This window comes from Alteromonas sp. AWJ4_197 (assembly GCF_056160285.1).
In genome coordinates, this window is record NZ_JBSWWW010000054.1 from 1 (window position 1) to 433 (window position 433).

The window sequence follows — 433 nt, forward strand, 5'->3', positions numbered from 1 at the left end:
GGGATGCTCCCGCCCGCGAGCGTGCACACCTGGCTGGAGCCGGACCGGGCGCTCGCGGACGTGACCGGGCTCGCCGGGAGGGCCGAAGGCCTCGACGGGGTCCGGGACACCGTGGTGGGCTGGACTCCTCCCGCGGCGGACCCCGGCGGCAGCGCCCAAATCCTGCTCACAGACGCCGATGCCACCGTCCTCGGGTTCGAGGACGTCCCGGCCGCCCCGGTGGTCGCCTTGGACGCCGCCTTCTTCGAGGCCCACACCGAGGAGCCCCGTTCGCTGACCGCCGCCCCCGTGACGGACCTGCAGGGGCTGGTGCCGGCACTGCTGGTGGTGGACACCGACGGGAGCCCCGGGGCCCTCGACCGTGCCCGCACTGTGCTCACCGCGTCGGGGCTCAGCACCACCGCGGCGGTCTCCCGGGCCGACGCCGCCGCCA

1 protein-coding gene is annotated in these 433 nt (G+C 76.4%); it reads left to right on the plus strand.

Annotation, left to right across the window (positions count from 1 at the left end; genetic code table 11):
- Positions 1–433: hypothetical protein (locus ACXAGC_RS20505; protein WP_474846867.1), on the plus strand; the 433-nt coding region annotated here is incomplete at both ends.